Origin of the sequence: Paenibacillus glycinis (assembly GCF_009909185.1) — a bacterium.
GTDB classification, from domain to species: domain Bacteria; phylum Bacillota; class Bacilli; order Paenibacillales; family Paenibacillaceae; genus Paenibacillus_Z; species Paenibacillus_Z glycinis.
Window position 1 is genome coordinate 70,960 of sequence record NZ_JAAAMV010000029.1, and the last position, 25,046, is coordinate 96,005.

Here is a 25,046-nt window from a genome sequence, read left to right on the forward strand (position 1 = left end):
GATTATAACGGACGTCTTGTCCCATTGACCACTTTATGCAAGTGAAGGCCTTGGTCCCGACGAAGGCCATGACGATAAGGAGTTGACTTCGATGTCACAACCATTGCAGCTTTCCGCCGAGACGGCCGTGAAGCTGGCCAAGCAATTGAACGTCCCGCTGGAGCATCTCATGCACATGCCGAAACACATCCTGCTGCAGAAAATCGCCGAGCTGGCGAAGGCCGACGCCGCTCCCGCGAGCGATGCCGATCCTCAAGGAGAGGATAAGCCGTGATTCCGTTCGAACGCACTTGGCCGTACGACATCATCATGAAGGACGTGTACGTGGCCTCCTGTCCGTTCTGCGGCAAGGACAACGTCCTGCTGCCGCTAAGGCCGAGAGAGCTCTCCGACATTCACGACGGCAAAAAGAAGCTGCTCGTCTTCCCCTGCTGCCGCAACCGCCTGACCGTCGTGGACACGGACCAGGACTACCTGCTGACGGATACCGTGCTCAGACGCGCATAACTGCCGCGGCCAATGCCCGATCGGCGGCCGCCGAACTCATTCTTCTCCAGCGAATCCAACGATCAAAAGCCGCCCGGGCCAAGTGCCCGGACGGCTTTTGATCGTTCATTTATGCGATTCCGGCAGCCGTCTCCTCGTCCAGGCCCGTCTGTTCTTCGCGAATCTGCTGCCACTGTTCCCGGCTTGCGCGAATCATCGCGGCATCCGTGATTTTCTTGTCGTTCACGACGCGGGAGAACCAGCGGACGGCCGTGCGCGGATCGCCGATTCGGCGATGCAATTCCCCGATCAGATACATCAGCTTGGCGTTATTGAGCGATACCCCTTCCGTCTCGAACACGGCGACGTACGCATCCAAGGCATAGCGCAGGAAGCGCTGCTCCTGCTCGGCGCCGCCTTCGGTGCGGTACAGCCATGCGATATGATGCAGGATGCCGGCCACTACCCGCTCCTTCTCCCCGACGAGTCCCGCGCAGACGAGCGCGAGCTTGAAGCACACCAGCGCTTGCGCCCTCGTACGGCTGCCGCCGTAATCGCGGTGCGTCCAGCGCGCGCCGATCTCGCCGTAATACTTTTGCCGCTGCGCGTCCGTCATGCTCGATATGCCGTTCTCCGTCGAGGTGAACCCGCATTCCGGACAAACGCACGCGACGTAATAATCCGGGTTGATCTCGCCTTTATAGCAAGCGCGGAAGTCGGTATCCCGGCTATCCGCTTTTTTGAAGCTGGGACGGACACGCGAAGTCTGATAGGAAGTCTCGCAGCAAATGCACGTCTTCTTTGTCGTGTAAAGGGGCTCCATATCGTCATCACGTCTCCAGGTCATTTAGGGTTGGTTAATAAAATGATGCGCCGGCCCCGACAGCCGCACCAGGATCAGCTCCTGCAGCTCATGGGGCAGATCGGTCTCGGCGAGCGCCTCCCGCATGCAGCCCAGCCAGGCTTCGGCGCGTTCCGGCGTAATGGGAAAGGGAAGGTGGCGCGCCCGCATCATGGGATGGCCGTGTTGGTCCGAGTACAGGGAAGGACCGCCGAAAAACTGCGACAGGAATAAGGTCTGCCGATCCATGACGGGATCGATGTCAGCCGGAAAAAGAGGACCGATCAGCGGGTTTTTCAGAACTTTGGGATAAAAGGCCTCTACGATCTTCCTGATTCCTTCGACTCCTCCGACCGCTTCAAAAATAGTGCTATAGTTATTCATCGTCATTTTCATCTCCGTTTTTTAGGTCTTTGGAATTAGTTTTTCATTTTCCTCATAAATCAATCGAACGGTTTAAATCAAAAAAATGCCCTCTTGTAGGAGGGCATTGCGGCAGTAGTATAAACAAGCGACTAAGGCAGCTGGATCAACTCTCGTAATCCTCTTCTCCGGGAGCCACAAGCGACTCACGGATGACGTAAACGAAAGCGCAGATAAGAATGCCGGCAATAATACTCATCGTCATCACCTCGTGCGTTCGATTGACTTAATCCGATTGTACCATACCCGGGACAAAAAGACACCCTGTTTTGCAAGCGTTTTCTAAAAAAATATTTTGCCGTAAATGTGGCATTTTCCCTGCCTTCGCTGGACATGTTCCGTGGGGACAAGTGATGATTGCGCGCATTGGAACATATAGCAATAATAGTACGAATTCAACTGCCCATAGGAGGGAGCCGCCCTTGCATATCGTCCGTTTCTTGCTCCGCCCGTCCGTCATTCCCGCATGGTCGGCGGCCGTGCTCGCGTTGCTGCTGGCGGCGTTCCCCGCGCAAGCGCTGGAAGCATCCCTGCGGGGATTAGCGATATGGTGGGAAGTGCTGTTTCCGGCGCTCTTCCCCTTCTTCGTCATCTCGGAGCTGCTGCTCGGCTTCGGCATCGTGCATTTCTTCGGCAAGATCCTGGATCCCTTCATGCGCCCGCTCTTCCGCATCCCGGGCATCGGCGGCTTCGTCGTCACCATGGGCTACGCCTCGGGTTACCCCGTCGGCGCGCGGCTGACGGCGCAGCTCTGGGAGCAGAAGCTGATCAACCGCGCGGAGGGAGAACGGCTCGTCGCCTTCACGACGACGTCGGATCCGATCTTCCTGATCGGCGCGGTCTCGGTCGGATTTTTCCACAGCGTCGCGCTCGCCCCCGTCCTCGCCGCGGCCCATTACGGCGGCGGCCTGATCATCGGGCTGCTGATGCGCTTTCACGACCGCCATGCGCCTGCCAGCAGCGAATCGGCGGATAAGGGCGGCAGAGCCGGGAGAAGAAAGAAAAGCAGGCTCGCCGAAGCCATCCATGCCATGCATACGGCCCGAATGATGGACGGCCGCTCGCTCGGCACGCTGCTGCAGGACGCGGTCCAGGCCGCGCTGCGCCTCATGATCGTCGTCGGCGGTCTCGTCGTCGTCTTCTCCGTCATCATGGAGCTGCTCCGCCAGACGGGAAGCATCGAGGTGCTGGCCGGGGCGATTCGCCTGCTGCTTGGTGCCGTCGGCATGCCGCCGGCGTTATCGGACGCCGTCGTGAGCGGCATCTTCGAAGTGACGCTCGGCGCGCGGGCGGCGGGCAGCGCCGGAGGCAGCGGGCTCATGCAGCAGGCGGCGATCGCCGCGTTCGTGCTGTCCTGGGCCGGGCTGTCCGTCCATGCCCAAGTCGCCAGCCTCCTGAGCCGCACGGATTTGCGCTACAAGCCTTTTCTCCTCGCGCGTCTGCTGCACGGCATCATCGCCGCCGCCTTGGTTTACGCGTTTTGGGGCTGGCTCGGCCCGGCCGCCTGACGTTGTATTCGGTCCCGTTTTCGGCTATGATGCAAGAAGAACAGGCTGATTTCGGGATTTGGGCAGCCGATGCCGCACGCGGCGCGGCTGCTCGTTCGGATTCGGCCGTGCGGAAGGGGCCACAACGTTTGAATTACGTCGTCATTGACAGAGGCGATAAGCTGTCCAAGCAGCTTGCCGTCGATTTCCATGCCTTAGCGGCTGCCCGCGGACTGACGCGCAGCGACGATATGCCCGATATGGTCATCTCGATCGGCGGCGACGGGACGCTGCTGCAAGCATTTCACAAATACGTGGACCGGATCGAGGATATCGCGTTCGTCGGCATCCATACCGGCCATCTCGGCTTCTTCGCCGACTGGAAGGTGGACGAGCTCGAGGAGCTGGTCCGCATGATGGCGGAGGACGAGCCCAAGATCGTGCGCTACCCGCTCGCGGAAATCGTGCTCGACACGTCCGAAGGGCTGTCCACTTATATAGCGGTAAACGAATTCACGCTGAAAGGCGTCGACAACACGCTGGTCGCCCAAATCGACGTCAACGACGAGCTCTTCGAGATGTTCCGGGGCGACGGCATCGTCGTATCGACGCCTTCCGGCAGCACCGCCTACAACAAGAGCTTGGGCGGCGCGGTCATCCACCCGTCCATCGACTGCCTGCAAATCGCCGAGATTGCGTCCATCAACAACCGCGTGTACCGGACGCTCGGCTCCTCGGTCGTCCTGCCGCAGCATCATCACTGCGACATCATATCGCGCAAAGACCAGCGGCTCCAGCTCACCTTCGATCATTTGAACATCACGCGATCCGATATTCGTTCCATCCGCTGCAGCGTGTCCGCGCGTAAGATCAGCTTCGCCCGCTACCGGCCTTTCCCGTTCTGGAACCGCGTGCGCGAGGCGTTCCTGGGATACGAAGTGAAATAGCGACGCCGCGCCGAATGCGCTTCGGCTAAAAACAAAAAATGCCATGCAGGCTTGCAGCCCGCATGGCATTTTTTCGTCTTAACTCCATTAAAAATCCATTCGATCCACTCGTCAGCTATGTTTCGGCGCCGCGTCCTTGGCCTTGTTCGGCTGTTGGGAATGTTGCCCGGGCTCGGAGGCTGCCGCAACCGGCGCCTTCTGATGCTGATGATGATGATTCGGGTTAAAATGGCGCTGCTTGTTGCGGCTGCGCTCCGACCGTTCCGGACGCTCGCCGCGTTCCGGACGTTCGCCCCGCTGCTCGCCGCGGTTCTGCTCGGCGCGCTCGCTTCGCTCTTGGCGTTCGCCGCGCTCCTGCTTGTCGCCGCGGTCTTGCTTGTCGCCGCGCTCCGGACGTTCGCCCCGGTTCTGGCGCTCGCCGCGGTCATGCTGCTGGCCTTGCCCCCGGCCGCCCTGCTGCCCCTGGCGGTTGCCCTGGTCGCGGTCTTTGCCGTTCGGCTTGCGGTGCTCGCGTTGTCCGTCCTTTTCTTTCTCCGGCTCCTTGACCGTCTCCCTGCGGCTGTTGCGCTGCTGCTCGCGGCGCAGGTCCCGCTCGTGGCGGGGCATGAATTTCACGTGCTGGTTCTCCGCAGCCGGCGCATCGCTCGCTTTGGCGGCCGCGATGACGCGGGAAGCCGTCAGATAGGCTTCTTCGGCGCTGTCCGGCAGCTCGACGACCCGAAGCTCGCCGTCATCGCCCGTTTCGCCGTCCTCGCCCAGCTTCGAGCTGCCCGGCTGTTTCTCGAGCACGAAGTAGGCGCAGCCGAAATTGCAATATTCGTTAATGTAATCCGCCATCGAGGAGATGACGGATTCCCGCGTCGCTTTCGGATTGCCGTCGCGAAAAAAACCTTTCAGGCGCAGTTGATTGTATCCCCAGTCCCCGACGACATAATCGTACCGTTCCAGCACTTCGCTGTAGCGCTCCCTGAACGCTTCGAAATTCCAGCCGCTTCTGTTTTCGTGTATCAATGCGTAGGTTCTGCCGCTTATATGGATCAAGGCCGCTTCTCACTCCTTAAAAGTTTTGCGATCACAGTTTGCTTCCGGATATCCGGCAAAAATGAGCAAAACTACTTCGTAAGCATAAGCTCACAGGGATGCGCTTTGCGCTTCCTCCGCGGACTTGACCTGCTCATGCGCATGATAGGAGCTGCGAACGAGCGGTGCCGATTCCACATGGCTGAACCCGCGCTTCAAGCCTTCTTCTTTGAGCTTCGCAAACTCGTCGGGATGCACGTAGCGCGCGATCGGCATATGAGTCGGCGACGGCTGCAAATATTGGCCGAGCGTCAAAATATTGCAATCCACGGCGCGCAAGTCGTCCATCGCCTGCAAAATTTCGTCCCATTCCTCGCCGACGCCGAGCATGATGCTCGATTTGGTCGGGATGTCCGGCTTCATTTCCTTCGCTCGCCGCAGGAGCTCCATGGAGCGCGGGTATTTCGCTTTCGCGCGCACCCGGTCGGAGAGTCTGGCGACGGTCTCTATATTGTGGTTCAAAATATCGGGTTTCGCGTCCATTACCGCTTGCAGCGCATCCCAATTGCCCATGAAATCGGGGATAAGCACTTCCACGCTGCACAGGGGCAGCTTGCGGCGGACGGCTTTGATCGTTTCCACGAAGATGCTCGCTCCGCCGTCGGCCAAGTCGTCGCGCGCCACGGAGGTGATGACGCAGTGGCGCAGGCCCATTTGCTCCGCGGCTTCCGCCACGCGCTCCGGCTCCTGCAGGTCGAGCTCCGTCGGCAATCCGGTCTTCACCGCGCAGAACCGGCAGGCCCGCGTGCAAATATCGCCCAGAATCATGAACGTCGCCGTCCGGTTCGCCCAGCATTCGTAAATGTTCGGGCAGCGCGCTTCCTCGCACACCGTATGCAGCGTCTTGGAACGCATCATATCCTTGAGTTCGGCGTAATTGCCGCCGGTCGTTAATTTTATTCTCAGCCAATCCGGCTTGGGTTGTTTCTCTTTTGTCTTCATGCGCTGGTACCTGCTTTCCTTGTTCGCTTCCGTTTTATTATAGCATGTTTCGGATAAAAACCAATGATTTGCAAACCATAACAGCAGGACAGCGCCGCTAGAGCTGCATCCGTTAAAGAGGATCGACCGGCCGGGAGCGAAGCGCCGCAGCGCATGCTCGCCGCGTCCGCGACGGTCGTTTTGTTGGAGGCTGAATCTGTGAAATCATATGCCATCCGCCTCATGGCGGTAATCCCGATCGCGCTTTCGCTGCTCCTGCAGCCGCTGCCGGAACGGGCGCGCGCCGCGGAAACGGGCAAAGCGATGTCCCCGGCCGACATCTACGCCAAACGCCGGATCCTGTACGACGAGATCAGCGTCGTGACCGGCATACCTTGGTTCCGCCTGGCCGCCGTCGATCAGTACGAACGGACGATGACCAGAGCCCGCCCCAAAACCCGCGAACAGCTGGGCACCTACATCAGCGTCTTCGTGACGGACACGGAGTGGGCCGGAGAGCTGAATCCGGACAGCGGCGACGAGTTTCCGTTGTCGATCCATTGGTTCAAGGGAATCGGCGAAGACGGCGACGGCGACGGTCTGGCCAAACGCACGAACGATACCGATCTGCTGTATGCCATCGCCAACCATTTGCTGCAGTACGGCACGGACGAGGACGATTTCTCCATCGGCCTGTGGCAGTATTACCACAATACGAGAGCGGTGCAGCGCATCCGGCAGTTCTCGCGGCTCTACGAGACTTACGGCAAACTGGATTTGTTCCAGCATGCGTTTCCCCTTCCGATCGGGGACAATTACTCCTATAAAGGAACGTGGGGCACGCGCCGAAGCTGGGGCGGGTACCGGATCCACGAGGGCACCGATATTTTCGCCAATCACGGCGTACCCGTGCGGAGCACCTGCTTCGGCATTATCGAGGTGAAGGGATGGAACCCGTACGGCGGTTGGCGTCTCGGCATCCGCGACCTCAATAATTACTATCATTATTATGCGCATCTGTCCGGCTATGACAAGACCATAGACGCGGGCTCCGTCGTCAAGCCCGGCCAAGTGATCGGGTGGGTAGGCAGCTCGGGCTACGGACGTCCCGGCACGCAGGGCAAATTCCCGCCGCATCTGCATTACGGGATTTACCGCGACCGCGGCCTCGTCGAATGGTCCTTCGATCCGTATCCGAGCCTGAGGCAGTGGGAAACCGAAGAAAGACGCCGCCTGCGCGGGCATTAGCCCGCGCGGGTCGCGTAACAGGAAGAGCGCTTATCCGGAACCGGCCGATAAGCGCTCTTTTTGGCGTCTTTTACGGGGTATCCGCGGGCGATTCCGCGTCCGCCGGCGGATCGCTCTCGTTCGGAGCCGACTCGTCGCCGCCGGCAATGACGTCCGCGTCGCTCTTGCCGGGCTCCGCGGGAATGGCGATGCTCGGTGCGTTCGGCGCGGTCTCGCCGACCGGGTTGCCCTTGCCGTCGTAGTAATACGTCGGCACGTCGCCGACGACGAGCAGGTAAGATATCGGGATCTCGGTCTCCACCAGCTCGGGCTTCGTATCGAACGGAATGATGATGGATACCTCCGCCACGATGTGCATGTACACTTCCACGAGAATCATATTGATGCCGGCATCCTTCTGCCGGGTGTTCAGATCTACCTTCACCGCCCCGATCGGCTCGAACTTGACGGGGATGCGGGGGCCGAACGACGCGATAATCGCGCTTCCGAGCGCCTGGCCGAGCGGGATCTTCTCGGGAATGTCGCCCATGCGGTCGAGCGTGTCCTGCACCGTGTCGATCGTCTCCGACGTGATGCGCATATGCTCGGCGTAATTGAGCATGAAGCCGGATATTTTGCCGGCCGCGTTCGTTTTCCACTCGATCAGCTTGTCGGCATCGGTCTGATCCGCCACCTGCTCCGTGATCGACTTGTTGATCGCTTGCGTCGCCACCTGCTTCACGCGAACCTCCGCGACGGTCATCAGCGGTTTCTGCAGGTTGCGCTCGATGAAAATGAACGTCTGGAAGAAGAACAGCAGAAACAGCAGGACCAGCAGGAAGACCACCCTTCGGCGGGTCAGCAGCTTGCCGGCCTTGCCGCTCTTGCCGCCGGAACGGCGGCGGACGCCCCTGCTCCGCCAGCCTCTTCTTCCCCACCTGCGCATGCGACGGCCCCCTCCTGGCGTTTGTCCGCTTTCCCTTCCAAGCTTATGCGGGGAACCGCCAAAAAAGAAGAAGCCTACCGGCGCGTCAGCATGCCCGCTCCGATGCAGGCGGCCGCCGACAGCTTGCGGACGCCGATGCCGAAGCGGATCTCGACGAAGTCCCGGTTCGCCGATACGAACTCTCCGGCGCCGAAGGCGGAATGGACGAGGACGTCGCCGGGCTTCAAGCCGTCGAAGCTCTTCAGCGCATCCGGGTTGCGCTCGGAAGCCGCTTCGCCCGGCCGGCCCTCGGTGACCGTGACGCCGGAACCCGCGCTCCCCGGCGCGCGCTGCCGCTTGGCGGCCGGCGCCTTCTTCGCCGCTGCCGGCCGCGCGCCGCCTCCGGATTCGGCCTGCCAAGCCGCCTCCGGCCGGATGCCGGAGGGAGGCGCGGGCGGCTGCGGGGATTGCAGCTCGCGGACCGCCGTCACGAATTGCGACTCCTTCGCGTCCTCCCCGTCGCGCCTGGCATAGCTGAGCAGCGTAAGCTCGCGCTTGGCCCTCGTCATGCCGACGTAGAACAACCGTACCGCTTCCTCCATGGCGTCGGATGCCTCGCCGTCTTCCTTCTTCATATCGTCGTTCGAGGGAATGATGCCGTCGATGAGATCGATCATGAACACGCGCTCGAACTCCAAGCCCTTGGCGCTGTGCAGCGTGGAGAACGTCACGGCGTCCGCGTGCTTGTTTTTCTTGGACGCCTTCATCGCCGCCTCCAGGTATTTAAGCCGATTCGCGAAATCTTCCAGCGTCGCCAAGCCGTCCGCGATGTCCTCGAGCGTGTTCAGCATGCCGATCAGATTCTCACGGCGGAAGCCGAGCCGCTCGCACATCCGGTCGATCGCCCGCTCGTAGCCGAGCCTGAACCGGATCAGCCGGATGGCCGCGCGCGGCTCCATGCCACGCATCGATTGGAACGCTTCCTTGACGTCCGCCAGCTGCTTCGGCTGGTAGCTCTGCAGCGGCACGTGCGCCAGCAGGTTGTCGAAGACGGATTCGCCGTTGTCCAGCGCGTTCAGCGCCGCCATCTGCGCCTTGGTTACGTAGCCGGCCATCTTCGTGTGGATCTTCTCCAGCAGATCGGGACGCTTGTCCGTGTACGCCATGCGCATGAAGCCGAGCACGTCCTCCAGCACCCAGTGGGAGAAGAAGCGGTTGTCTCCGTCCTTCATGTAGAACGGGATGCCGCGGCGGTCGAACTCGTTCATGAGCATGATCGACGAGGCGTTGTTGCGGTACAGGACGGCCGTCTCGGAGAGCGGCTCCGTGCCTTCGACCGCAGCCGCCACATACTTCGCCTGGCCCTTGTAATCGTCCAGCTGCTTCAGGAAGATCGGACGGCTGCCGGGATTGCGGGTGAACATGTTTTTGTCGTAGCGCCGCTCGTTGCGCTTGATGAACTTGTTCGCGATGTCCACGATATTACGCGAGGAGCGGTAATTCTGTTCCATCTTCAAGATGGCGGCGTCGGGGAACACGTTCCGGAAATCCAGCAAATACTGCGGCTCCGCGGCCCGCCACGTGTAGATGCTCTGGTCGTCGTCCGCCACGACGCACAGGCAGCCGTGCCTTCTCGCCAGCTTCTCGATGATGGCATGCTGCACGAGCGACGTATCCTGGCTTTCGTCGGTCAGCACGTAATCGTACCGGTTCTGGTATTTCCACAGCAGCTCGCCGCCGCTCTCCAGGGCGTCGTTCGCCAGCACGAGCATATCGTCGTAATCGACGAGCAGCTTTCCCGCGAACGACCGCTTGAACGCCTCGTATTCCTTCGCGACCGCGGCGGCCTCCGGCACGTCGCACCGCACTTCTCCCCATTCACGCTCGGGGATCAGCTTGTTCTTGAGGAAGCTGATGTACGTCGTCAGCTCTTCCATCTGGTCCTCGGTCAGATTCTCGCCTTTCACCTTGCGGTACAGATCGCGAAGAATCAGCTTCTTGTGCAGCGGCAGCTCTTCCTCCTCCGGCTGCTCCACTTCGCCCTCGATGATTTGGAACGACAGGCGCGAGCGCCGCAAATGTTCCCGCATCACCTCGAACGCGAAGCTGTGAATGGTGGAGAACTGGACGCCGCCTTCCGGATGGTCCGGGAAAAAACGGGCGTAACGCTCCTTCATGTCCTGCGCCGAAGCCCGGCTGAACGTCACCGCCTTGATCCGCGACGGATGGACGCCCTTCGCCTCGATGAGATAGCCGATGCGCATGATGATCGTCGTCGTCTTGCCGGAGCCGGGCGACGCGAGCAGGAGCAGCGCGCCGTCCGCGTGCAGCACGGCCTTCTTCTGTACCTCGTTCAATGCCACGCCAAGCTCCGCCTGCTTGCGCGCGAAAAAATCCATGCCTGCGGCCGTCATTCGATCTACCTTCCGTTCCGGACGCGAAAACATCCCTCTCCGAAGCCGGAGAGGGATGTCGTTTTCCGCCGTTTGCTTTTACGTCCAGTATCGCAAGAATCCGCCTTCCGGCGCAAGGGTTAATTTTTCCCGTCGGACGGCTTTCCGAGATGGCGCAGCTTCGCTATCGCCCACAATACGAGCGGAATGCCGAACATGTGGTAGGGGAGGATGTACGGAATCGCGATCTTCTGCGGGAAGATGACGGAGCTCTCCACGAAGTCGCGCGGGATGAGCGAGATGACGAATACGATCGGCGCGGAGATCCAGATCATGCGCTTCCACTTCCGCACTTTGACCCACTGCGCCGTCCCGTAGACGCAGACGAAGAAATACAACGATACTTTGATGAACACGCTGACGATCCAGATCGCGATGACGAGCGAATCGAGATTTTGCACGAAATCGAAATACGAGGTGTTGCGGATCAAATTGAAATACGGATAGGTGATGCCGGCTCCCTGAGCCTGACTCAGCACCGCGATAACCATAAGCGTGGCGGCAAAGGTCAGAAACGCGGACGTGCCGACGCCCCAAAGCGCAAACTTCGTGCCTCGTTTGGCATCCCCCACGAACGCGTACAGCATCATCAGCATCGCGCAATCGCCCAGGAACGTCATGGTCGGCAAAGAGCCGAGCACGATCGTCGTGAACCCCGAATCCACGTAGATCGGAAACAAATTATTGACCTTCACGTCATGGATCGTCAGCAAGAGCGGCAAGAAAATGCCGCCCAGAATGAACGGCCCGAACACTTCCGCGCATCTCGCCAGCACCTCGATGCCCAGCGCCGTGACGTAGATGGCGACCAAGAACAACGACACAAGCGGAACCACCATGGGAGTTTTCGGCAGGATCGTCGACAGAATGAATTCCGTGTACTGCCGGAGAATCATGCCGAGGACGACATACCAGAACATCATGTAAAGTCCGACGATGACATTCCCCGCCCATTTGCCCGCGATCTGCACGGCGTACTCGACCAAGGTCATTCCCGGGAAGAGCCGACTGAGCTTGGAATGCACAAAGGCCATGAATACGCCTCCCGTACCGGCCACGATCATCGACAGCCAGGCATCCTGCTTTGCGATCATGATGGCCGGATTGATGGTGAGCAGCACGTTCATCCCCGATTGCATGACCGCCATGAGACAGAACAGCTGCTTGCCTCCGATACGCGCCGTTTTCATGAGTCGGCCTCGCCTTGCGTGATCAGCATCGATCCGATTCGCCCGAACAGCAAGTCCACAAGCTGGCTTGGTCCCGGCAAATGCGGATAGATATACAGCAGCACCCCTACCGTCCAACCGATGCCCAGCATCGCCAGGCAGACGATTTTCTCTTTCGCGGGCGCTTGGCGCGTCCATCGCCATTGAATGCCCGCGATGAGCAGACTTAGCGTGAGCAGGCTTGGAATCGCGTACCACGTCATTGTTCTTCACCAGCTTTCGTCGTCGACTGCACGTTGGTCAATCCCGGCCGCAGCAGTCTCGCATCCGGCTCGACCTTGATTTCGATCCGGGGGAAAATATCGTCCCAACGGGCTTTGTTGCGATGCCACTCCTTCGGATACGCGCGGTGGAATTCGCCGGCGAAATCGAATACGTCCGACTTCATGTCCTTCTGGACTTTCTTGAGCGACTGCTTCACGCGGTCCGATATCTCCGCGTTCATGGCCGCCTCCACATTCTTGACGTCCACGGGGCTGGACAATAAATTCGCCGAGGAGGCATTTTGAAGCGCGGCGGTCTCCACGTGGATCCGGACGGTCATGCTCCAGTTGCCGTCCTTGATATGCGGGATCAGCCTCGTCTTGCTGCGGAGCAGCTTGGCGGAAACGGTCCCTCTCGAACCTTTGGGCGTCACCGTGATAACGGCATTGGAAATCTCGTTGCGCAGCCATAAGATCCCTCTAGTCACGCCTTCGTCCACGACGCCGATCATCCGGTCTCCCTTGAAGATGGCCGTGCCGTTGGTATAATTGGACGTGCTGTCCGGATTATGCTTGGACCTCGCCGGGTTCTGCCTGAGCCAAGGCAGGGCTGCCCCCCCGGACTGGTCCGTGAGCATCTGGGCAAGCTCCGTCATCGTCACGCTCATCGACGCCTTGCTCTTGGCGATCTCGCGGAGCGCCTCCGAGGAATCCCGCTCCAGCACAGCCTGCATTTCCAGCGACTTCCTTGCCTTGCCGCTGCAAACGTAAATATAGGCCCGTTCGCGGGGCTGCGGCGCGCGCATCAAGTAATCGACATCGTCGCCGATGCCCGATCTGGCTTGCTCCTCGCCGAAAATAATGACCTCGGCATGTCCCCAGAACAGCTTGCGCGGCATTTTCTCCTGCAGATGCGACAGCGCGTCGGCAATGTTCTCGCCGGTGGCGGAATGCACGAACGTGCTGCCGGCGCCGCCGCCCTTGCCGCTCATCTCCATGCCGCCGGTGCCGCCTCCGCCGGCTGCAGCCCGGGGAATGAAAATTTGCACGGATAACGAAATCAAGTTGTCGTTGTATTTATCGATCGCCGCTCCCGTAATCAACCCCAGGTCGTTCACCTCTGTCCGATCCCAACAACCGGCAAGCGGCAAGGCGCCGAGCAAGACCATCATCAGAAGAACGATTCGGGCAGTGCGTCTTCCCCTCATGCGGTGCGCGCCCCCCTTGCCATGGCGACCCCGAGCATCAGCAGCGGAATCCAGATCTGGAAGATCGACGAGAAGAAGGGAACGCTTCTGCCCAGCAGCTCCGTCAGCTCTTCCAAATTCGGCGCACACCAAAGGCTGAGCAGGACCATGAGCAGGCCGATCGGTCCGATCAGTATCCGGTAATCGGTTAATCGCAGTATTTGCGCCGTCCCGAGCGCGGCGGCATAGTAGACGACCGTGATTTTGATGAAGATGGCGACGAGCCACGCCGTCATCAGCAAGGATTCGATATGCTCGATGAAATCGGACAAGGAGACGTAGCGCACGGCGATCAGAAACGGGTAATTGTAGCTCTTGTTGATATCGCCGAAGATGAACAGCACCGCAAAGTTGATCAGCGTCATCGTCGTGAGGGACGCTACCACGCTGATCATCGTCCAATTCAAGGCGGTACGGCCCTTCTTCGACAAATAGGGCAAAAAAATCGCAATGATGAAATACTGCGAAAACCAGGAGGAAGGGACGATCGACGCCCGCAGGAGCGGAAGCGGGCCGTACTCCATGATCGGAAACATTTCCTTGACGTGCATGTCCGGCACCATGATGACCAGCATGAAGACAATGATCACGAGCGCGATCGGTACGAGCAGCTGGGCCGCCCTCGCCCATACTTCGATGCCTTGGTGAAGCGCATAAGCGCAAACGATCATCAAACCCACGACGACGAACACCATCGGGGTTTCCAGCAGAAACGTCGCGGCGATGAACTCCCCGTATTCGCGAATCACGATGCCGTTGGTGAACAGGAACGAGAAGATATAGGACAGCCCGATCGCCCGGCCGAGGTACTTCCCGAGAATGGATTCGCTGTATTGGATGAACGTCTCGTTCGGGTACCGCTCGTGCAGTTTGAACATGACCAGCACGACCATGAATCCGATCAGGGACGACACGATCGGCGCGGCCCACATGTCGTGGCCCGCCGTTTTCATCGTGATGGCCGGGACGGAAAGCGAAGCCGTGGCCAGGACGGTGGGATGCATGAATATGGCAAGCTGCACCGGCGATATGCGGCCTTTTTCGATCATGACGACTCATTCCCTTTTGGCGGTTCTGGCTTCATGCCCGGAGCTTGACGGTTGACGTTATTCGGCCTGCCGGTTAATTTGGGCCGTCTGCGCTGCATCCATATCGGCGACCGGGCAAGCACGTCTTTCATTTCATTGCCTTTCATCGGCGCGATCGGCTGCAGATAAGGAACGCCGAAGGAGCGCAGGGAACAGAGATGGACCACGATGAAGATAATGCCCAGCATCAGGCCGAGCAAGCCCAAGACGCCGGAGAGGAACATGATCGGGAAACGGAGCATCCGGATGGCGATGCCGGCGCTGTATTGCGGCATCATGAATGAGGCGATCCCGGTAATGGCGACGACCATGACCATCGGGGCCGAGACCAGACCCGCTGAGGTAGCGGCCTGCCCGATGACGAGCGCGCCGACGATGCTGACGGCGGCGCCGACCTGCTTGGGCAATCGGACGCCGGCCTCGCGCAGCGCTTCGAACGACACCTCCATCAGGAGTGCTTCCACGAGCGCCGGGAACGGGATGTCCTCCCTGGATTTCGCGATGCTGAGCAGCAGCGAGGTCGGCACCATCTCCTGGTGGAACGTAAGGATCGCGACGTATAAGGAAGGCAGGATCAGCGTCGTGATAAAGAAAAGATAGCGAAGCCAGCGAATCAGCGTGCCGATATAGAACCGCTGGTAGTAATCCTCGGGCGATTGCATCATGGTGAACAACGTGGCAGGCGCGATCAGCACGAACGGCGTGCCGTCGACGAGAATGGCGACCCGGCCTTCCAGCAGGGCCGCGCTGACGACGTCGGGCCGTTCCGTGACCTGCATCTGCGGAAAGGGCGAGAAGGGGCTGTCCTCGATCAAGCCCTCCACGTAGCCGCTCTCGAGAATGCCGTCGATATCGATGCCGGAGATGCGGTCGTCGGCCTCGTTCACCAGCGCCTCGCTCGCGATGCCCTCGATGTAGGTCAGATTCACTTCCGTGTGCGTTTGCCGCCCGAGGCGGTAAGGCACCATTTTGAGCGCGGGCGTTTTGATTTTGCGGCGCAGCATGGCCCGGTTCACGCTCATCGTCTCCGTGAATCCTTCCCTCGGACCGCGCACGACGGATTCCGCGGCCGGCTCCTCGATGCCGCGTTTCTCCCATTTGGCCAGTCCCATGGAGAAGCACAGCGTGATCCCGTTTACGAACAACGTGATGCAGCCCATCCCGATATGCGATACGGCATCCTCGATGGATTCGACCGACAGCAAATTGGAGATGGACAGTTCTCCTCCCAATACTTCCATGCAGTTCTCGTTCGTGAGCGGCTCCGTCAAGTGTTGGAGACAGCGGACGATATGCAGGTCCAGTACCTCGACGTTGACCATGCCGTCGATAAAGACGAGAAAAGACTCCGTCTTCCCCCCGATCTTGAGTTCGCGGAAGATGATATCGTTGCACTTCGAATAAATGTCGCACAGCGTTTTATAATTATCTTCCATCGCGGAAGAAATCGGTTGCGAGTCGGCGGTGGCCTTCATAGGCAGTCTCCTTGTCGGTGTTACCTATTAATTTTTCCATCTTATCCAATCGATAAACGCGCGGACGGACGAATGCGGCTCAACGCCGGATACCCATTCGGCCGCGGGAACGCGAAAAGGCCGCCTCGTACCGGGAATAAGAACCGGTACGAGGCGGCTTTTTACGGAAACTAAAGTTGCGACTGCCGGCCCAAACGCCACGACTTCATCCAGCTTGCGGCGTCTCTCTTGTTATCGCCCTTTATCTACCCATAAACTAACACCACTTATCTACATATAAGTAAATATTCCTTACATTAATTTAATATTTTATTCCTATTCCCCAGCTTGAAGGTCAATTCATCCGCTACGAGCACCAATAATCTACACATAGCGATCGATGCCAATGATTTTTTTCCAAATATGAACATATTTATGTCAGAAATATTGACATAAAAATCACGCCTCGCTATACTGAACTTAATTTCCGTCCGATGAGTACGATGCAGCAAGATTTCACGCCGAGAACGCGCCCCGAACACTTGGTCCGGAGACGAGATGCACCTGTACACACTATTCCAGTTAGCGAGGGTCTGAAATGTGGAAATTCATCATTCGAAGGACGGTTCAATCTTTTTTCGTGCTCCTGATCGTGTCCGCTGCATGCTTTTACGTGATCCATAAAATGCCGGGAGACATGTGGTCGGGGGTCGGAATGACGACGGAGCAAATACAGGCCGTGGAAGCCCAGAAGCATGCCTTGGGATTAGACCTGCCCATCCCCGTGCAATACTGGCATTGGCTTCAGGATCTTCGGCATGGAGGGCTTGGTCTGGATTTCTTTGCTCAGCCGATCAGCGACTACATCTGGAAGAATGCGGAGAACAGCCTGATTCTGATTGGCACTTCATGGCTTCTCTCGCTCATGATCGCTTTTCCGTGGGCGATCTATAACGGCTACCGGTCGGGAGGCCTATCGGAACGGATAGCTGTCGTCCTGGCGTTGGTCGGATTCGCTTTGCCTGGCGCCGCCGCCGCTATCTGGATTCAACAGATATTTGCGTATCACCTGTTCTGGCTCCCTCCAAGCAGCATACATACGCCAAGCAAGGAAGGAAACCTGCAGGATCTCATTCAACATATGATTCTGCCCGTGGGAACCTTGATGTTGGGCATGGTCGCTTCGTATCTCAAGTTCATTCGCTCAAGCCTGCAGGAGGTGCTTCCTTCGGATTATCTGCTGACTGCCCGGGCTAAAGGGAATTCCGAAAAGCGAGTCCTCCTGAGACATGCCCTCAAAAACGCGATGATACCGGTCGTAACCTTCGCCGCAATGGATTTGCCGCTGCTTATCAGCTCTTCGGCGGTCGTCGAGAGGGTGTATAATTGGAACGGTCTCGGATCGTTAATGGTTCACTCCGCCGAAGGTCGCAACCTTCCGGTACTGCTCAGCGTCATCATGATCATTACGGCCGTGGTCGTTTTGTTCTCTTGGATAGCCGATATCATCTATGTTCTGTTAAATCCTCGGATCCGCGTAGGCAGCAAGGCCAGTTGAATTTTCTAATCACAACAAAAGCTGCCGGCTTTCGGCAGCTTTTGTTTGCGTTGGTTGCCGCGGGACCCGGCCGTCCGCGATCTAGGGAAGCCGGTACACGGCGAACGGCTCGCCGTGACGGAACGCTTCGCTGACCGCGTCCAGCTCGGCTTGAAGCTCCGCCGGCAGCGCGATGTCGAGGCTGCCCAGGTTGTCTTCGACCTGCTCAGCCTTCGTCGCGCCCACGATGACCGTGGACACGGCCGGCCGGGCCATCAGCCAAGCGAGGGACAGCGCCCCCGGACGGAAGCCGTGCGCGTCCGCGATGCGCTTTACCGCCTGGCCGAGCGACAGCTCGCGATCCTTCATGAACCGGTTGAAGCCTTGATCGGTCTCGGCCCGCGAGCCTTTCGGCGCGGCGCCTGACGCATCCGGCGCGTATTTGCCGCTCAGGATACCGCCGGCCAGCGGGAAGTACGGAATGATGCCGACCTCCTGGTCGACGCAGGCCGGCACGAGCTCGCGCTCCGGCGTGCGGTCGGCCAGCGAATAGCTGGTTTGAACGGACACGAACCGGTTCAGGCTCTTCAACTCGCTGATGCCAAGCGCCTTCGTCAGCTCCCATGCGGCGTAGTTGGAAGCGCCGATATAGCGCACCTTGCCCGCGCGGACGAAGTCGTCCAGGGCGCGGAGCGTCTCCTCGAGCGGCGTGTACGGATCGAACGTATGAATCTGATATAGGTCGACATAATCCGTCCGCAGCCGCTTCAAGCTTTCCTCCAGCTCCCGCTGCAGGTGGTAGCGCGAGGAGCCGCTGCCGTTCGGGCCATCCCTGCGCGGCAGGCCCGCCTTCGTTGCCAGCACGGCCCGATCGCGTTTGCCGAGCAGCGCATGGCCGATGATCGTCTCCGATTCCGTGCCCGCGTAAATGTTCGCCGTGTCGATGAAATTAATGCCCCGATCCAGCGCCAAATCGATAATGGCGGTCGACGCCTCCCGGTCGCTGCGCTTGCCGAACGCATTCGTGCCGAGTCCGAGCGCCGATACGGCGAGCCCGCTTCCTCCAAGCCTGCGGTATTGCATGTCCATCTCTCCTGTCCGTTTGCGAGTTTGCCGGCGAATTCGCCTATATATCCCCAGTATCCCGCCATCCCCGGAACAATGTCAAATCGGAAACGCGCGACGACCTGAAATTATGTTGGGAATTACCCGCGATTTTTGATACAATTATTGAAAATTTGGGTGAAGGGGATCGTTATGGACTACATCAGCACACGAGGCAAAATCGCACCTGTCGGCTTTATCGACGCCGTTCTCATGGGATTGGCGGACGACGGGGGACTGCTCGTCCCGAAGCACATCCCGCCATTATCCGAAGCCACGCTCCAAGCTTGGCAGCAGCTGTCCTACCCGGAGCTTGCGCTTGAACTGTTCTCGCTGTACGTCGACGGCGAGATCCCCCGCGAAGACTTGAAGCAGCTGGTCGACGACAGCTACGGCACGTTCCGCGACGACGAAGTGACGCCGGTGCGCCGCGTCGACAACAGCCTGCATATTCTGGAGCTGTTCCACGGCCCGACGTTCGCGTTCAAGGACATCGCCCTGCAATTTCTCGGCAATCTATATGCGTATATTTCGAAGAAACGCGATTCCACGATTCATATACTCGGCGCCACTTCCGGCGATACCGGCGCTTCCGCGATCGAAGGCGTCCGCGGCAAGGAAGGGATCCGCATCTGCATCCTCCACCCGCACGGCAAAGTAAGCCGGGTGCAGGAGCTGCAAATGACGACGGTCGACGACGCCAACGTGCTGAACCTCGCCGTCGACGGCAATTTCGACGACTGCCAGCGCATCATCAAGGAGCTGTTCGCGGACGTGGCCTTCAAGCAGCGCTACCACCTGCGGGCGATCAACTCCATCAACATCGCGCGGATTCTCGCGCAGACGGTCTATTACTTCTACGCTTACTTCCAGCTGGCGAAGCAGGGACAAGCCGAGAAGGTCAATTTCAGCGTGCCGACCGGCAACTTCGGCGATATCTTCGCGGGTTATCTGGCCAAGCGCATGGGCCTGCCGATTCACAAGCTCATCCTGGCGACGAACGAGAACAACATTCTCGAGCGCTTCGTGACGGAAGGCGTCTACCAGCCCGGCGAATTCCGCGGCACGCACAGCCCGTCCATGGACATTCAAGTGGCCAGCAACTTCGAGCGCTACTTGTACTACCTGAACGGCGGGAACGCCGACGTCGTCTCCGCGCTGATGGACGGCTTCAAACGGGACGGCCGGATCGCCGTCGACGGCGACCGCTTGAAGCAGGTGCAGGCCGATTTCTCCGCTTACGGCGTGCGGAACGACGAGTGCCTGCATGAGATCAAGGTCTGCTACGACGCGTACGGCTATCTGCTCGACCCGCATACGGCATGCGGCGTGGCGGCGGCGCACCGGTTCACCGCGGACGACGAGGTGACCGTCGCCCTGTCGACGGCGCATCCCGCGAAGTTCGACGAAGCGATCCGCCTGCTCGAGATCAAGCAGACGGCGCCGTCCCAGATCCGGGCGCTGTCCGACAAGCCGCAGTTCCAGACGCGCGTGGCGGGCACGAACGACGCGGTGGCGGAGCAGCTCGTACGGTTCTTCTAAGCGATCGCTGGACGATGACTAAGCTCGTTCGAATATGGGGCAACCCAATAAAAGAGCTCCAGGCGGATTCTTCCGCCGGGAGCTCTTTGCTGTCGCCCGCGCAGACGATCGCGGCTCGCGCGATCAGAACGATCGGCAGCGGCGGCAGCACCGGCATGAGATTGACGGCCGTTATGCCACGTCTTCTCTCACACAAAGGGCAGGGCAATGCCGAAAGGCTTCTGCGCGCTCCCTAGCGTAGACGATCGCTCAAAGCGCCGAAAATCTTCTGCGTGCGCCTACTTCGCCCTCCAAGCGAAAAGAACCCCGCGCCTAAACGCAGGGCCCTTCGCTATCAAGCGGCTTCCTAAAAATTAATTCGCCAAAATCAAATCGCCGAACTGTGCCGGATCCTTGCCGTTCGCGATGCCGCCCATATACGACAGCCAGCCTTTGCGGCCGGAACCGTCGCTGTCGTTGACGACGAAGGATAATCCGAGATCCTTGGCGCCGGCATAAGCGGCAGGACGGATGTCATCCCAGTCGAAGGCGAGCGTGTACGTCGTCGTCTTGGCCGCTTCGTCCCGCTTCACGAAGCTGTGGCTGCGCGTCAGCAGCTGTCCGTAGCTAAAGCCGAGACCCGGATAATCCGTGCGGTCGACCGCGATGCCGTAGGCGCCGGTGGCGGAATTCAGCGCCGCCGTGAAGCTGAGATGCGCCCCGCCTGCGACGGGGCCGTTGACCCGCGCAGGGTCGAAGGACACCTGCAGGCTGTCTCCCGCCCAGGCGTCGACGATATTCGCCTGCGGCATGGCATGAATGTCGTCCTTCACCTGCACGGCCAGATACAGGTAGTCATCGTCCCATTTCACCTTCGCCGTGGCGCTCTGATCGTTGACCCCGCCCCATGTTCCGGATGCTTGAGAAGCCTGGTTCAGCACGATATCCGTCGCTCCCGTCCATTCGCTCGCGTGGATCGTGCCGTCGATCGTGATCGGCGATGCCGTCTTGCGGGCCGTCAGCGCGCTGATCGGACGCTGCACGTCGAACGCATAGCCGCCGTTGATGACGGCATGGAACGTGAAGCTGCCCGTGGCGTAGCTGTCGAGCGTCGGAATCGTGAATACCGCCGTTTGGGACGCGTTCGCGCCTACCGACGCGATCGTCTTGGTTTGCGTCCAACCATTCGGACCCGTGGCCGTGATGACGATATTCGTCGTCGCGCTCGCCGCATGATTGCTGTATTTGAAATTCAGGTCGTACCCGCCCGACGCGTTCGCCGAAGGGGAAATCTCCGTGCCGAACAAGCCCTTCGTCGTGAAGCTGACGTTCTTGGCCGGGTACGACGTGCCGCCGGACACCGGCGTGATGCCGATCGTGCCTTGGAACTGCTGGAATCCCGCGGGCACGCTGAGCACGATCGTGTCTTTCGAATGGCCGGACGCGAACGAGCCGCCCGAGACGATCGACCAGCCCGTCGGCAGGGTCAGGTTATAGGTGCCGGACAGGGCTTGCGCCGCCGCGTCGCGTAGCACGTCGATGGACACCGTGCCGCCCGGCGTCGCTTCCGCCTTGCTGAACATCGGCGTGAAACCCGCGTTCTGCACCTGGAACACCCGCACCCAATCCACGTACATCTCGCCCGTGTTGCCGTATCGGTTAAAACCGCCGCGGTAGGAATCGGAATCGCTCTTGCGGAACGCGTTGTTGATCATGAAATAGTTGCCTACCGTCCAGCTGCGGTCCAGCGTCGCGTGCGAGGAGCCCGGGATGTATTGATCGTCGAAATAGTAATACGTCGTGTCTTCGGTCACCAGCATGCCGTACGTATGCCAGCCTTCCGCCAGGTTGACCGCGCTGCCGTAATCGTCGGTGCTGGCGGTGCCGCCGGTATGAATGCCGCCGTAACCGTCGCCCCACGTATGGTGGTTGTAGGTCGTCGTCGTCGGATTGCCGCCCATGTACGCTTCGAGCACGTCGAGCTCGTCGTTGCCGGGCCTGCCGTTCGGGTCGTTCGGCGTCAGCGTCCAGAACGCCGGCCACAAGCCCGGATTCGGCGGCAGGAACAAGCGCGTCTCGAAATACTGCGCCGCTCCGGGCTTGGTCGTGAAGCCCGAACCGTCGGTGCCCATCGAAGCGAGAAAGCCCGTCGTGTACGTCTGGCCCCAGTTCGGCTCGATGACCGTGCCCCAATCCTTCGTCTCGATCTTCATGTAATCGGAATCGACGATGGAGAACGGACTGTAATTGCTGACCGCGCTGCCGTAAGAATAGTTCGGCGGCGTGAATTTGGCGTCGGCGTATTCCGGCCAGCCGCTCGGATCAGGCTTGGCGGCGGCGTATTTGTCGGCGCCCGCGCCGGTGTAGGAGATCGTCGGCATGGTCGTGAAGTCGTCGAGGAACACCTGCTGCATCGTCAGCCCGTGCGCGCCGAGCGCCGCCGGCACCGTGTTCCGCGTATTGGCCGGCCCGCCGTTCCATGCCGCGCCCGCGTTATTGACCAGTTGCAGGTAGCTGTCGTCGGATTCGTTGTTGGCGTTCCACGCTTTGATATGGATGGCGACCGGTCCTTTCGGGAAGTCCGCGGCGTTGAACGTGAACGTGCCCCTGCCGTTATCGTTCTGATCCAGCGCGATCGTCGAGGACGTCAACGGCTTCATGTAGCCGTACGGGTTCGTATGCCCGCCGTCCGGGGCATGCAGCGATTCCGCGCTCGCGCTGGTGAAGCCCGGGGCATAGAACGTCACGCCGACCTGCCCGTTAATCGCGGCGTAATACGTCGGACTCGTCACCGTGATGAGCTTGAATTTGTACGGGCTCGTTCCGCCGCCCTCGCTCGGCGTGTATTCGAACGCCTTGATCAGCACGTAGGCGCTGCCGGAGACGGATTTGCCGGATACCTTCACCGTGAGGGTGTGGGATCCCGCGGGCAGCCCGGTTTCCTCGAATACGTTGGCCGAATCGACCCATGTCGCGTTGTAGGTATCGATCGTGCTCTCGAGAAGGCCGTCGATGTAGACTTTCACGATGCCGCCCTGCGGCTGCTTCGTCATGTACAGCGCGATCGTCGTGCCCGTGAAATGAAAATCGACGGAATCGTCGGCATTGTCCACGTTGTCGTACATCCACGACCAATTATCGCTCCACCAGCCCGCGCCGTTGAACGTGAATTCGGGCTCGGCCGCATTGGTCGTCCAAGCGCCCGCATGCGGATTGCTGTCCGCGTTTACCGTCACTTTGTCCGGATCCGGGTCCGGATTCGCCGGCTGGCTGCCGTAATCGAACGCCTTGATCAGCACGTACGCATCTCCCGCGATCGACTTGCCCGCCACTTCGACCTTGATCGAATGCGCGCCTTGCGCCAGCCCCGTCAGCTCGTAGACCTTCGCCGATTCCACCCAGGTCGGGTTCGCGGTATCGACGGTCGTCTTGAGCGTGCCGTCCACGTAGATATTGGCTTTGCCGCCCTGCGCGTGCTTCGTCAGATAGAGCATGATAGAGTTGCCCGTGAAATTATACTGGACCGCGTCGTTGGCGTTGGCGACGTTGTCGTACATCCACGACCAGCCGTCGCTCCACCAGCCCGTGCCCGTGAAGGCGAATGCCGTCTGCGCCGCGTTCGCCGTCCATTGGCCCGCATTCGGCACGGCGGTTGCGTCCACGAGCGTATGGCCTGCCGCCGGCGCCGGCGGCGGATCGTAATTGCCCGACGGCTGCGTGCCGTAATCGAACGCTTTGATCAGCACGTACGCGTCCCCCGCGATCGACTTGCCCGCCACCTCGACCTTGATCGAGTGCGCGCCCTGCGTCAGGCCCGTCAGCTCATAAACCTTGGCCGATTCCACCCAGCCCGCGTTCGCGGTGTCGACGGTCGTCTTCAGCGTGCCGTCCACGTAAATGTTGACTTTGCCGCCCTGCGCGTGCTTGGTCATGTAGAGGGCGATGGAGTTGCCCATGAACTGATACTGGACCGCGTCGTTCGCATTGGCGACGTTGTCGTACATCCACGACCAGCTGTCGCTCCACCAGCCCGTGCCGGTGAACGTAAATGCCGTCTGCGACGCGTTGCCGGTCCATTGGCCCGAATTCGGCACCGCGGCCGCATTCACGAGCGTATGATTCGGCGCAGGAGCCGGAGGAGGATCCAGATTCGGCGCCGGCGGCGTGCCGTACGCGAACGACTTGATCAGCACGTACGCGTCGCCCGCGATCGACTTGCCCGCCACCTCGACCTTGAGCGTATGCGCGGCATTCGTCAGGCCTGTCGCCTCGAATACTTTCGCCGATTCCACCCAAGTCGGATTGACCGTGTCGACCGTGCTCTTCAGCACGCCGTCCACGTACACCTTCACGATCCCGCCCTGCGCATGCTTCGTCATGTTGAGCGCGACGTAATCGCCCGTGAAATGAAACGTCACCGCCTCGTTCAGGTTGCTGACGTTGTCGTACATCCACGACCAGGCATCGCTCCACCACATCGAACCCGTGAAGGTGAAGGCCGTCTGGGTCGTGTTGCCGGTCCATTGTCCGGTATACGGAATGCTCGCCGCGTCCACGGTCGTCAGATTCTCCCCGGGCAGCGGATCGGCCCCGGCGCTCCGGACCGTGCCGGGAATCAGCCCCGACAGCAGCAGGACCGCGGTCAGCAGCACGGCCGTCCATCTGGTTATTGCGTTGTTCGTCAATTCGATCATCTCCTTCGAATGCGGATTGCGGTCCTGCGGAAGGTCCCGCTCCATCGCTTGCGTTCGCTCGCCGGTTACCGCCCCAATCGCCTGCGGCAATTGTCGGCCCGGAGCACTCGTCGGCCTCAACCCTCCTCTTCTACGAATTCGGTTTGACTGCTGCGGAATGGCGAGTAGATCGTACCACC

General features: G+C 60.0%; 20 protein-coding genes. 7 read left to right on the top strand and 13 right to left on the bottom strand.

Annotated elements, in window-relative coordinates; genetic code table 11:
- Window positions 1–91 precede the first annotated feature (91 nt).
- Entirely contained in the window at window positions 92–274 is a 183-nt protein-coding gene (locus tag GT019_RS27680) for a YycC family protein (protein ID WP_161746693.1), read from the top strand.
- Complete coding sequence (locus GT019_RS27685) at window positions 271–507, top strand: hypothetical protein (protein ID WP_161746694.1); 237 nt, start codon at window positions 271–273, stop codon at window positions 505–507. Before GT019_RS27680 ends, GT019_RS27685 begins: the two co-directional genes overlap by 4 nt.
- Window positions 508–616: 109 nt before the next feature.
- Here GT019_RS27685 and GT019_RS27690 read toward each other — a convergent pair whose 3' ends face one another.
- Window positions 617–1,309 (bottom strand): DUF2225 domain-containing protein, encoded by a 693-nt coding sequence (locus tag GT019_RS27690; protein ID WP_161746695.1) that lies wholly within the window; start codon window positions 1,307–1,309, stop codon window positions 617–619.
- Window positions 1,310–1,333: 24 nt separating this feature from the next.
- The gene (locus GT019_RS27695) at window positions 1,334–1,711 is read right to left on the bottom strand and encodes a globin domain-containing protein (RefSeq protein WP_161746747.1); all 378 of its coding nucleotides are present in this window, start codon (window positions 1,709–1,711) and stop codon (window positions 1,334–1,336) included.
- A gap of 467 nt (window positions 1,712–2,178) precedes the next feature.
- On the opposite strand from GT019_RS27695, the gene ylbJ reads away from it, so the two are divergent.
- Window positions 2,179–3,258 (top strand): sporulation integral membrane protein YlbJ, encoded by a 1,080-nt coding sequence (ylbJ, locus tag GT019_RS27700; protein ID WP_328804046.1) that lies wholly within the window; start codon window positions 2,179–2,181, stop codon window positions 3,256–3,258.
- Between the two features lie 128 nt (window positions 3,259–3,386).
- Window positions 3,387–4,184: an NAD kinase gene (locus GT019_RS27705; RefSeq protein ID WP_161746697.1), complete on the top strand. Its 798-nt coding sequence runs from the start codon at window positions 3,387–3,389 to the stop codon at window positions 4,182–4,184.
- A gap of 111 nt (window positions 4,185–4,295) precedes the next feature.
- On the opposite strand, the gene GT019_RS31660 is transcribed toward GT019_RS27705, so the two are convergent.
- Together GT019_RS31660 and lipA are read right to left on the bottom strand one after the other, a co-directional pair.
- On the bottom strand, window positions 4,296–5,225 hold the full coding sequence (locus GT019_RS31660; RefSeq protein WP_201755625.1) for a YutD family protein: 930 nt from the start codon (window positions 5,223–5,225) through the stop codon (window positions 4,296–4,298).
- A 90-nt stretch (window positions 5,226–5,315) separates the two neighbouring features.
- Window positions 5,316–6,293, bottom strand: coding sequence for a lipoyl synthase (lipA, locus tag GT019_RS27715; RefSeq protein WP_407945109.1), 978 nt, complete (start codon window positions 6,291–6,293; stop codon window positions 5,316–5,318).
- A gap of 135 nt (window positions 6,294–6,428) precedes the next feature.
- On the opposite strand from lipA, the gene GT019_RS27720 reads away from it, so the two are divergent.
- Window positions 6,429–7,433 carry a M23 family metallopeptidase gene (locus tag GT019_RS27720; protein ID WP_201755628.1) on the top strand — a complete coding sequence of 335 codons (1,005 nt, stop codon included), beginning with the start codon at window positions 6,429–6,431 and terminating at the stop codon, window positions 7,431–7,433.
- 70 nt (window positions 7,434–7,503) lie between these two features.
- Here GT019_RS27720 and yunB read toward each other — a convergent pair whose 3' ends face one another.
- From yunB to GT019_RS27755, 7 genes are all read right to left on the bottom strand, one after another.
- The gene (yunB, locus tag GT019_RS27725; protein ID WP_161746699.1) at window positions 7,504–8,358 is read right to left on the bottom strand and encodes a sporulation protein YunB; all 855 of its coding nucleotides are present in this window, start codon (window positions 8,356–8,358) and stop codon (window positions 7,504–7,506) included.
- A 74-nt stretch (window positions 8,359–8,432) separates the two neighbouring features.
- Window positions 8,433–10,751 carry an ATP-dependent helicase gene (locus GT019_RS27730; protein ID WP_161746700.1) on the bottom strand — a complete coding sequence of 773 codons (2,319 nt, stop codon included), beginning with the start codon at window positions 10,749–10,751 and terminating at the stop codon, window positions 8,433–8,435.
- Window positions 10,752–10,870: 119 nt separating this feature from the next.
- A complete protein-coding gene (locus GT019_RS27735; RefSeq protein WP_161746701.1) occupies window positions 10,871–11,980 on the bottom strand; it encodes a GerAB/ArcD/ProY family transporter in 1,110 nt (369 codons plus the stop codon).
- Entirely contained in the window at window positions 11,977–12,222 is a 246-nt protein-coding gene (locus tag GT019_RS27740) for a hypothetical protein (protein WP_161746702.1), read from the bottom strand. The genes GT019_RS27735 and GT019_RS27740 overlap by 4 nt, the downstream gene beginning before the upstream one ends.
- Window positions 12,219–13,430, bottom strand: a complete 1,212-nt coding sequence (locus GT019_RS27745) for a Ger(x)C family spore germination protein (protein ID WP_161746703.1) — start codon at window positions 13,428–13,430, stop codon at window positions 12,219–12,221. Before GT019_RS27745 ends, GT019_RS27740 begins: the two co-directional genes overlap by 4 nt.
- Window positions 13,427–14,518, bottom strand: coding sequence for a GerAB/ArcD/ProY family transporter (locus tag GT019_RS27750; RefSeq protein WP_161746704.1), 1,092 nt, complete (start codon window positions 14,516–14,518; stop codon window positions 13,427–13,429). Before GT019_RS27750 ends, GT019_RS27745 begins: the two co-directional genes overlap by 4 nt.
- Window positions 14,515–16,032 (bottom strand): spore germination protein, encoded by a 1,518-nt coding sequence (locus tag GT019_RS27755; protein ID WP_161746705.1) that lies wholly within the window; start codon window positions 16,030–16,032, stop codon window positions 14,515–14,517. The genes GT019_RS27750 and GT019_RS27755 overlap by 4 nt, the downstream gene beginning before the upstream one ends.
- A 577-nt stretch (window positions 16,033–16,609) precedes the next feature.
- On the opposite strand from GT019_RS27755, the gene GT019_RS27760 reads away from it, so the two are divergent.
- Window positions 16,610–17,569 (top strand): ABC transporter permease, encoded by a 960-nt coding sequence (locus tag GT019_RS27760; RefSeq protein WP_161746706.1) that lies wholly within the window; start codon window positions 16,610–16,612, stop codon window positions 17,567–17,569.
- A gap of 81 nt (window positions 17,570–17,650) precedes the next feature.
- On the opposite strand, the gene GT019_RS27765 is transcribed toward GT019_RS27760, so the two are convergent.
- Entirely contained in the window at window positions 17,651–18,631 is a 981-nt protein-coding gene (locus tag GT019_RS27765) for an aldo/keto reductase (protein WP_161746707.1), read from the bottom strand.
- A gap of 174 nt (window positions 18,632–18,805) precedes the next feature.
- Between GT019_RS27765 and thrC the strand changes: the two genes are divergently transcribed.
- Window positions 18,806–20,194, top strand: coding sequence for a threonine synthase (gene thrC / locus GT019_RS27770; RefSeq protein ID WP_161746708.1), 1,389 nt, complete (start codon window positions 18,806–18,808; stop codon window positions 20,192–20,194).
- Window positions 20,195–20,547: 353 nt separating this feature from the next.
- Here the strand turns inward: thrC and GT019_RS27775 are convergent, their stop codons facing one another.
- On the bottom strand, window positions 20,548–24,987 hold the full coding sequence (locus tag GT019_RS27775; protein WP_161746709.1) for a sugar-binding protein: 4,440 nt from the start codon (window positions 24,985–24,987) through the stop codon (window positions 20,548–20,550).
- Window positions 24,988–25,046: the final 59 nt, after the last annotated feature.

Bases quoted from the DNA above. Each gene is read 5' to 3' on its own strand.
- GT019_RS27765 (WP_161746707.1), bottom strand. From the start codon at position 18,631: ATGCAATACCGCAGGCTTGGAGGAAGCGGGCTCGCCGTATCGGCGCTC.
- thrC (WP_161746708.1), top strand. From the start codon at position 18,806: ATGGACTACATCAGCACACGAGGCAAAATCGCACCTGTCGGCTTTATC.
- GT019_RS27730 (WP_161746700.1), bottom strand. From the start codon at position 10,751: ATGACGGCCGCAGGCATGGATTTTTTCGCGCGCAAGCAGGCGGAGCTT.
- GT019_RS27680 (WP_161746693.1), top strand. From the start codon at position 92: ATGTCACAACCATTGCAGCTTTCCGCCGAGACGGCCGTGAAGCTGGCC.
- GT019_RS27760 (WP_161746706.1), top strand. From the start codon at position 16,610: ATGTGGAAATTCATCATTCGAAGGACGGTTCAATCTTTTTTCGTGCTC.
- GT019_RS27755 (WP_161746705.1), bottom strand. From the start codon at position 16,032: ATGAAGGCCACCGCCGACTCGCAACCGATTTCTTCCGCGATGGAAGAT.
- GT019_RS27735 (WP_161746701.1), bottom strand. From the start codon at position 11,980: ATGAAAACGGCGCGTATCGGAGGCAAGCAGCTGTTCTGTCTCATGGCG.
- GT019_RS27695 (WP_161746747.1), bottom strand. From the start codon at position 1,711: ATGAATAACTATAGCACTATTTTTGAAGCGGTCGGAGGAGTCGAAGGA.
- GT019_RS27690 (WP_161746695.1), bottom strand. From the start codon at position 1,309: ATGGAGCCCCTTTACACGACAAAGAAGACGTGCATTTGCTGCGAGACT.
- GT019_RS27745 (WP_161746703.1), bottom strand. From the start codon at position 13,430: ATGAGGGGAAGACGCACTGCCCGAATCGTTCTTCTGATGATGGTCTTG.
- GT019_RS27720 (WP_201755628.1), top strand. From the start codon at position 6,429: ATGGCGGTAATCCCGATCGCGCTTTCGCTGCTCCTGCAGCCGCTGCCG.
- GT019_RS27740 (WP_161746702.1), bottom strand. From the start codon at position 12,222: ATGACGTGGTACGCGATTCCAAGCCTGCTCACGCTAAGTCTGCTCATC.
- GT019_RS27750 (WP_161746704.1), bottom strand. From the start codon at position 14,518: ATGATCGAAAAAGGCCGCATATCGCCGGTGCAGCTTGCCATATTCATG.
- yunB (WP_161746699.1), bottom strand. From the start codon at position 8,358: ATGCGCAGGTGGGGAAGAAGAGGCTGGCGGAGCAGGGGCGTCCGCCGC.